This is a genomic window from Curtobacterium sp. 22159 (assembly GCF_052045775.1).
Classification (GTDB): Bacteria; Actinomycetota; Actinomycetes; order Actinomycetales; family Microbacteriaceae; genus Curtobacterium.
In genome coordinates this window covers 45,984-53,211 of record NZ_JBQEPN010000008.1, presented here as the reverse complement: position 1 = coordinate 53,211, position 7,228 = coordinate 45,984, and the positions used below count along the sequence as shown (strand labels likewise).

7 protein-coding genes and 1 tRNA gene are annotated in these 7,228 nt (G+C 72.5%); 1 reads left to right on the top strand and 7 read right to left on the bottom strand.

Annotation, left to right across the window (positions count from 1 at the left end):
- Positions 1–56: 56 nt before the first annotated feature.
- Complete coding sequence (locus ACTJKO_RS10800; protein ID WP_440688503.1) at positions 57–971, bottom strand: multidrug DMT transporter permease; 915 nt, start codon at positions 969–971, stop codon at positions 57–59.
- A 39-nt stretch (positions 972–1,010) separates the two neighbouring features.
- Between ACTJKO_RS10800 and def the strand changes: the two genes are divergently transcribed.
- Positions 1,011–1,586 (top strand): peptide deformylase, encoded by a 576-nt coding sequence (def, locus tag ACTJKO_RS10795; RefSeq protein WP_440688501.1) that lies wholly within the window; start codon positions 1,011–1,013, stop codon positions 1,584–1,586.
- Positions 1,587–1,624: 38 nt separating this feature from the next.
- On the opposite strand, the gene ACTJKO_RS10790 is transcribed toward def, so the two are convergent.
- The 6 genes from ACTJKO_RS10790 to ACTJKO_RS10765 all read right to left on the bottom strand — a co-directional run bounded on the left by ACTJKO_RS10790 (position 1,625) and on the right by ACTJKO_RS10765 (position 7,227).
- Positions 1,625–2,104 carry a hypothetical protein gene (locus ACTJKO_RS10790; RefSeq protein WP_440688499.1) on the bottom strand — a complete coding sequence of 160 codons (480 nt, stop codon included), beginning with the start codon at positions 2,102–2,104 and terminating at the stop codon, positions 1,625–1,627.
- Positions 2,105–2,205: 101 nt separating this feature from the next.
- Positions 2,206–2,278, bottom strand: a tRNA-Asn gene (locus ACTJKO_RS10785).
- A 123-nt stretch (positions 2,279–2,401) separates the two neighbouring features.
- On the bottom strand, positions 2,402–3,442 hold the full coding sequence (locus tag ACTJKO_RS10780; RefSeq protein WP_440688498.1) for a D-isomer specific 2-hydroxyacid dehydrogenase family protein: 1,041 nt from the start codon (positions 3,440–3,442) through the stop codon (positions 2,402–2,404).
- Positions 3,439–4,371: an ATP-binding cassette domain-containing protein gene (locus ACTJKO_RS10775; protein ID WP_440688496.1), complete on the bottom strand. Its 933-nt coding sequence runs from the start codon at positions 4,369–4,371 to the stop codon at positions 3,439–3,441. Before ACTJKO_RS10775 ends, ACTJKO_RS10780 begins: the two co-directional genes overlap by 4 nt.
- A gap of 145 nt (positions 4,372–4,516) precedes the next feature.
- Positions 4,517–6,235: an ABC transporter ATP-binding protein gene (locus ACTJKO_RS10770; RefSeq protein WP_440688494.1), complete on the bottom strand. Its 1,719-nt coding sequence runs from the start codon at positions 6,233–6,235 to the stop codon at positions 4,517–4,519.
- Positions 6,232–7,227, bottom strand: a complete 996-nt coding sequence (locus ACTJKO_RS10765) for an ABC transporter permease (protein WP_440688492.1) — start codon at positions 7,225–7,227, stop codon at positions 6,232–6,234. Before ACTJKO_RS10765 ends, ACTJKO_RS10770 begins: the two co-directional genes overlap by 4 nt.
- Position 7,228 lies beyond the last annotated feature (1 nt).

Here is a 7,228-nt window from a genome sequence, read left to right as displayed (position 1 = left end):
CCGCCGACGCCCAGCGCAACCCGCCGACGCCCGACGCCCTGCGCCCGGCGCGCGGGTCAGCCGCGACCCTGCGGGTGGTGCTTGGCGAGCAGGAACACCCCGGTGATCGCGATCGCCGCCGCGACGACGAACCCGGCGACGGCGATGAACGGCGCGCCCGCCGCCTCGTCGAGGACGATCACACCGATGCCGACCGCGACGATCGGGTCGATGACCGTGAGTCCCGCGATGACGAGGTCGGCCGAACCGCTGGAGTAGGCGTTCTGCACGAAGTACCCGCCGAGCGACGCCGCCACGATCACCCCGACGATCGCGAGCACCGTCAGCCAGTCGAACGTGTGGTTCACGAACCGGTTCAGCGTCACCTTCGCCAGCGTCGCGACGAAGCCGTAGAGGATCCCGGCGCCGACGATGTAGTAGAGCGCGTTGCGGTGCTTCGCGACGAACCGGAAGGAGACCAGCACCAGGGCGAGCACCACCGCCAGGATGACGAGCACGGTCACCAGCTGCTGCCGGGTGATCGCGCTCTCGTGTCCGACGAACGCCGCGATCCCGACGAAGATCGCGACACCGATGATGCACGTCCACACGGCTCGGCGTGCCTGCCGTCCGAGCGGGACGCCCGTCGAGCGGGAGGAGAACCACGTCGTGATCACGAGTGCCACGGCGCCGAGCGGCTGCACGACGATGAGCGGCGCGAACGTGATGCTGACCAGCTGCAGGACCACGGCGACGCCGAGCATCAGGGTCCCCAGCACCCAGTACCCGCTGGAGACGAGCCCGAGCACGTGCCGGACGCTGAGGCCCTTGGACTGACGACCGAGCCGGGCCTCCACCCGCTGCACGCCCCGGCTCTGGAACTGCGCGCCGAGCGACAGGAACACCGCACCGATCAACGCGACCGGGATCATCAGCGCCTGGAACGGCGTGAGGTTGCTCACGGCGTCGGGGAGCTGCAGGTCCGTCGTCACGCGTCGAGGCTACCGTCCCACGCCGGATAACCTGGGTGAATGGCCGTCCTCCCGATCCGCATCACCGGCGAACCCGTCCTGCACGAGCGTGCGACCGAGGTCACCGAGTTCGACGACGACCTCCGTTCCCTGGTCGCCGACATGTACGAGACGATGGACCTGGCGCCCGGCGTCGGCCTCGCCGGGCCGCAGGTGGGCGTCGGCAAGCGGCTCTTCGTCTACTCGTGGACGGACGACGCCGACGTCCTGCACCGCGGCGTCGCCGTGAACCCCGTCCTGTGGATCACACCCCCGGTCCCGGAGTCGGTGGAGGAGCTCGACGAGGACGAGGAGTCCGAGGGCTGCCTCTCCGTACCCGGCGAACGCTTCCCGCTCCGACGGTCCCACCGCGCGCTGCTCCGCGCCGTCGACGAGCACGGCGAGCCGTTCGAGGTCGAGGCGGACGGCTGGCTCGCCCGCATCTTCCAGCACGAGTACGACCACCTGGACGGGTGGCTGTACGCCGACCGACTCGTGCACCCGTACGGCAAGCAGGTCGCGAAGGCGATCCGGAAGAACAGTTGGGGTGGCCCGGGCAAGTCCTGGCTCCCCGGACGCGACCACCCCGAGGGCTGAGGGCGCGGGCGGGACGACGGTCGTCCTGGAGGCGCGGCTCAGCTCCGCCACGCAGCGAGCGCGTGGCGCAGACGGTCACCGTCCGGGTGGCCGGGGCAGTAGTCGAGGAGACCCACGGCGACGTGTGCGCCCGCTGCCGTCCGCACCGCACCAGCCCACGGGCCGGTCCCGCGCACCGCGCAGCCGGCGGCCAGCTCCTCCAGCGTGGCGTCGCCGCCGGCGGCGTCGACCGCGGCACGCTGCTGCGACGACATCTCGGTGCCGGTGATCCGTTCGGCGCGGCAGTCGGTCCGGTCGTCCCGCCAGGCGGCCGAGTACGTCGTGTAGGTCTCGGTCCGGCCGGTCTCCCCGTCGGCGCACACGAACGCGAAGACGATCGGGGAGGTCCCGGACGCGGACACCCCCGTGGTGGGCGCCTCATCGAAGGCGTCCTCCGGCTCGGTCCCCACGCTCGTGGTGCAGCCGCCGAGGGCGATCGCGGCCGCGAGGACCACGCACAGGGCGGTGGTTCGACGCACGGTGGACACCTGTGAACGCTAACAGCCTTTCCCCATGCGTCCGCTGCGAACCGCGACCGGGAACGCGGAAGGCCCCCACCGCGGACGATGAGGGCCTGACGCTCCCCGAGTTGGACTCGAACCAACAACCTGCCGGTTAACAGCCGGCTGCTCTGCCAATTGAGCTATCGAGGATCACTGCTCAGCGGACGAGGCCGTCTGAACAACGGGTAACAGCATAGCAGCAACCCGGCAGCGCCCCGCGCATCCGCCGTGCATCCCGGGCGCGCCGCTGCCTCGTCCGGCGTGGTCGCCCGCTCAGTACCCCGCTGCGGGATCGACGACGCCGACGAACCCGGTGCCCGCTCCCCCGAGGAACGCCGCGGCGTTGCGCCGCACGCGCTCCGCGAGCAACGGCGCGACCATCTCCGGGGTGTCCGCCTGGTGCGGCGTGATGATCGCCCCGGGCTCGTCCCACAGCGGGTGGCCGTCCGGGAGCGGCTCGGGATCGGTGACGTCGAGCGCGGCCGCCGCGATCGATCCGTCCCGGAGCGCGTCCACCAGCGCGTCGGTGTCGACGAGTCCGCCGCGCGCGATGTTCACGAGGCGTGCGGACGGCTTCATGAGCGCGAACTGACGCCGGCCGAAGAGCTTCGACGTCCCCGAGGTCATCGCCGCGGCGATCATCACGACGTCGGCGTCGGGCAGGACCTCGTCGAGCGCGTCGGTCGTCACCGTGCGGTTCGCTCCGGGGACCGGGTCGGCCGAACGGCGGACGACGGTCACCGAGACCTCGAACGGGGCGAGCAGGCGGATGTACTCCTGGGCGATGCCGCCGGCGCCGATGACGACGACGTGCCGGCCGTACAGGGAGACACCCTCGGGCTCGGTCGCCCAGGAGCGTGCTCGCGCCCGCTTCTGCAGCACCCGCAGCGTGCCGAGCGTGAGCGCCAGGGCGTGCTCGGCGACGGGCTCGGCGTACGCGCCCTTCGCGGAGGTGAACAGCACCCGGTCGCCGTGCGACGCGATCAACGAGGCGAACGCGTCGACCCCGGCGAACGGCAGCTGGACCCACCCGACGGACGGTGCGGCGTCGAGCGCGTCGGCGAGGCCGGCAGGGTCGCGGGGGTCGAGCCAGACGAGGCCGGCCGTGTCCGGGCCGAGGGGTGCCACCGTGCCGCCGGCCGCAGCGACCGCTTCCTCGTGGAGCGCGGTCGCGCCTCCCGCGGGCAGGATCGCGACGGGTCCGGCGGTCGGCGGTGCGACGGGCAGGGCCGCGCCGGCGTCGGTCACGACCGCGCGGTGCCCGCGGGGTGCTCGCACCTCGGTCGATCCGCCCTCGGCGGTCCGGCCGCTCACGCGTTCTCCTGCCGTTCCGAACGGGGGCCGGTGCCGGCGGCGACCGGGCGACGCGGCGCGGTCGACCGACGGGGCGTGGCGCCTGCCGGCTGGCGGCGTTTCACCGGCCGTGCAGCCGTCGCAGCGAGCGTCTTGACGTAGGGGTCGACGGGGTTGTCGAGGACCTCGTCGAAGGTGCCGAGGCCGACGAGGCGGCTCTCGGCCATGATCGCCACGCGGTCGGCGAGGGCCCGGGCCTCGCGGAGGTCGCTCGACACGACCACCGCGGAGAACTGCCGGTTCCGCTGCAGGTTCGCGAGGGCTTCGAGCACCGACTGGCGCACGAGGACGTCCACGCCGCGTGCGGGTTCGTCGGCGACGAGGAGCTGCGGCTCGAGGACGAGCGCACGCGCCAGGGCGACCCGCTGCCGCTGACCGCTCGAGAGCTCCCAGGTGTTGAGGCGCATCACGCCGAGCGGCAGGTGCACCGCGTCGACGAGTCGCGCGACGATGAGGCCCGCCTCCTTGCGGTCGAACCGGCGGTCGCGGGCGTAGATCGGTTCGGCGATCGCCTCGCCCACGGTGAGGTCGGGGCTGAGCCGGTCCGCGCCGTCCTGCGGCAGGTACCCGATGCGGCCGCTGAGCCGTTCGAGCTTCCGGGACGTCGCCCGGAGCCCACGCGTCTTCTGCCCGAGGACGGTGAGCTCGCCGCCGACGATGTGACGACGGTGGGCGCCCTCGCCCTCCCCCGTGGCACCGAGCTGCCCCGCGATCGCTGCGGCGAACGTCGACTTGCCGGACCCGGACTCCCCGAGCACCGCGAGGATCTCCCCCTGGCGGACGGTCAGGCTGACGCCGTCCACCGCGCGGATCGCGTCCGTCCCCCGTCCGCTCCGGTACTCGATCGACACGTCGTCAGCGACGACGGCCGGTCCGTTCACCGCGATCATGGGTCCCCTTCCACGCCGCCCCCGGGCGGCGGTCCGCGACGAGCCGGGACCACCGGCCGTCGTGCGTGCTGCGGTGGAGGCGACCGCCTGGAAGCGCGGCGTCCGTCGTCGACGCGGGCCGCGCCTCCAGGCTGGTCACGCCGGGTCAGGACCCGGCGTTCTCCAGTTCCACCAGCGTACGCCGTCGCTCGGCCTGTTCCGCCGGGTCCGGCACCGGCAGCGACGCGAGGAGTCGCTGCGTGTACGGGTGCTGCGGCGCGCCGAGGACCTCGGCGGTCGTCCCCGTCTCGACGAGGTCGCCGCGGTAGAGCACGGCGATCCGGTCGCTCAGCGCGCCGACGACCGCGAGGTCGTGGCTGATGAACAGCGACGCGAACCCGAGGTCCTGCTGCAGTTCGAGGAACAGCTCGAGCACGCGCGCCTGGACGGAGACGTCGAGTGCGCTCGTCGGCTCGTCGGCGATGAGCAGCTTCGGCCGGAGCGCGAGCGACCGGGCGAGCGACGCGCGCTGGCGCTGGCCGCCGGAGAGCTCGTGCGGGTACCGGTCGCCGTAGGACGCGGGCAGCTGCACGGCCTCGAGCAGCTCGCCGACACGCTTCCGGGCAGCCCGCGGGCTCGACGCCTCGCCGTGCACGACGAGCGGTTCCGCCACGCACTCCGAGATGGTGAGCAGCGGGTTGAACGAGGTCGCCGGGTCCTGGAAGACGAACCCGATGTCCTTGCGGTGCCGCTTGAAGTCGCGCTCTCGGTACCCGAGCATCTCGGTGCCGAGGACGTTCAGCGAGCCGCCCGTGACCTTCGTCAGCCCGGCGATGGCCCGGCCGATGGTGGTCTTGCCGGAGCCGGACTCCCCCACGAGTCCGAGGACCTCGCCGGGCCGGATGTCGAGGTCCACGCCCTTGACGGCCTTGAACGCGTGCGAGCCGAGCCGACCCGGGTACTCGATCTCCAGGCCCTTCGCGCTCACGAGCGGTTCGACGTCGGTGCTGATCGCGGCGCGGCGCGCGGTCCCGGTCGACGCCTCGAGCCGGGGCACCGCGGCGAGCAGGCGCTTCGTGTAGTCGGCCTGCGGTGCCGCGAACAGCTCGGCGACCGGGGCCTCCTCGACGACCTCGCCCTGGTACATCACGGCGACCCGGTCGGCCAGGTCGGCGACGACGCCCATGTTGTGGGTGATGATCACGATCGCGGCGCCGAACTCGTCACGGCAGCGGCGGAGCAGGTCGAGGATCTCCGCCTGCACCGTCACGTCGAGGGCGGTCGTCGGCTCGTCGGCGATGATCACCGACGGCTCGAGGGCGAGCGCACTCGCGATGACGACACGCTGCTTCTGCCCGCCGGAGAACTGGTGCGGGTAGTGGTCGACGCGGGTCTCCGGGTCGGGGATGCCCACACGGCGGAGGTAGTCGATCGCCTTCGCCCGGGCCTCCTTCTTCGAGACGCCGCCGTGCGCACGGAGCCCCTCGGCGATCTGCCACCCGACGGTGAAGACCGGGTTGAGCGCGGTCGACGGCTCCTGGAAGACCATGGCGCCCGCGGTGCCGCGGAGCTCGCGGAGCTTCTGCGACCCGACGCTGACGACGTCCGTGCCGTCGAGGTAGACGGCACCGCCGAGCGTCGCCGTCTCGGGCATGAGCCGGAGCATGCTCCGCGCCGTGACGGACTTGCCGGACCCGGACTCGCCGACGAGGGCGAGGACCTCGCCGGGCCGGACGTCGAGGCTGACGCCCTTCACCGCGTCGACGGCGCCGCCGTCGGTCGCGAAGGTCACGGTGAGGTCGTCGACGACGACCACCGGTTCGGTCGTGGTGTCACCGGCCTGGAGGCGCGTGGATGCGCCCGGCCCTGCGGTCGCGTCGCTCATGCGGTCGCCCCTTCCGTGCTGGTCGCCTGCTTGCGCGAGACCAGCTGCTTCAGCCGCCGGCGCGCACGCAGGCGGGGGTCGGAGATGTCGTTGAGGCTCTCGCCGATGAACGTCACGCCGAGCACGAGCACCACGATCGCGACGCCCGGGAAGACACCGGTCCACCAGACGCCGCTCGCGACGTCGGACAGCGCGCGGCTGAGGTCGTAGCCCCACTCGGCGCCACTGGTCGGGCCGATGCCGAAGCCCAGGAAGCCGAGGCCCGCGAGCGTCAGGATCGCGTCGCTCGCGTTGAGGGTCAGGATCAGCGGCAGGGAGCGCGTCGAGTTCCGGAGCACGTGCCGGGTCATGATGCGCCACGGGTTCGTGCCCATCACGCGCGCCGACTCGACGAACGCCTCGTTCTTCAGGCGGACGGCCTCGGCGCGGACGACCCGGAAGTACTGCGGCACGTACACGACCGTGATCGAGATCGCCGCGGCGACGATGCCGCCCGCGTAGCTCGAGTTGCCACCCGAGATCACGATCGAGACGACGATCGCGAGGAGCAGCGACGGGAACGCGTAGATCGCGTCCGCGACCACGACGAGGATCCGGTCGAGCCAGCCCCCGATGTAGCCGGAGACCATGCCGAGCAGCACGCCGATGATGATCGACACCACGACGGCCACGATCACCACGAGCACCGCGGTCCGAGCGCCGAAGACGACGCGGCTGAACACGTCGAAGCCGCCGACGGTCGTGCCCCAGATGTGCGCGGAGCTCGGCTCGCCGGTGCGCGGGAAGTTGTGTCCGTCGGCGCCCTGCAGCTGGCCGAAGCCGTACGGGGCGATGAGCGGCGCGGCGATCGCGACGACGACGTACAGGGCGCAGATGACCACGCCGGTGACGAGCATGGCGCGCTGCCAGCCCGTGCTCTTGCGGAGCTGCACCACCACGGGCAGCCGCTTCCACAGCGGCTCGTGGCGGTCGACGAGGGAGGTGTCGACCATT

Excerpts from the sequence above, each read along its gene's own strand:
- def (WP_440688501.1), top strand. The coding sequence starts at position 1,011 with ATGGCCGTCCTCCCGATCCGCATCACCGGCGAACCCGTCCTGCACGAG.
- ACTJKO_RS10775 (WP_440688496.1), bottom strand. The coding sequence starts at position 4,371 with ATGATCGCGGTGAACGGACCGGCCGTCGTCGCTGACGACGTGTCGATC.
- ACTJKO_RS10770 (WP_440688494.1), bottom strand. The coding sequence starts at position 6,235 with ATGAGCGACGCGACCGCAGGGCCGGGCGCATCCACGCGCCTCCAGGCC.
- ACTJKO_RS10765 (WP_440688492.1), bottom strand. The coding sequence starts at position 7,227 with ATGGTCGACACCTCCCTCGTCGACCGCCACGAGCCGCTGTGGAAGCGG.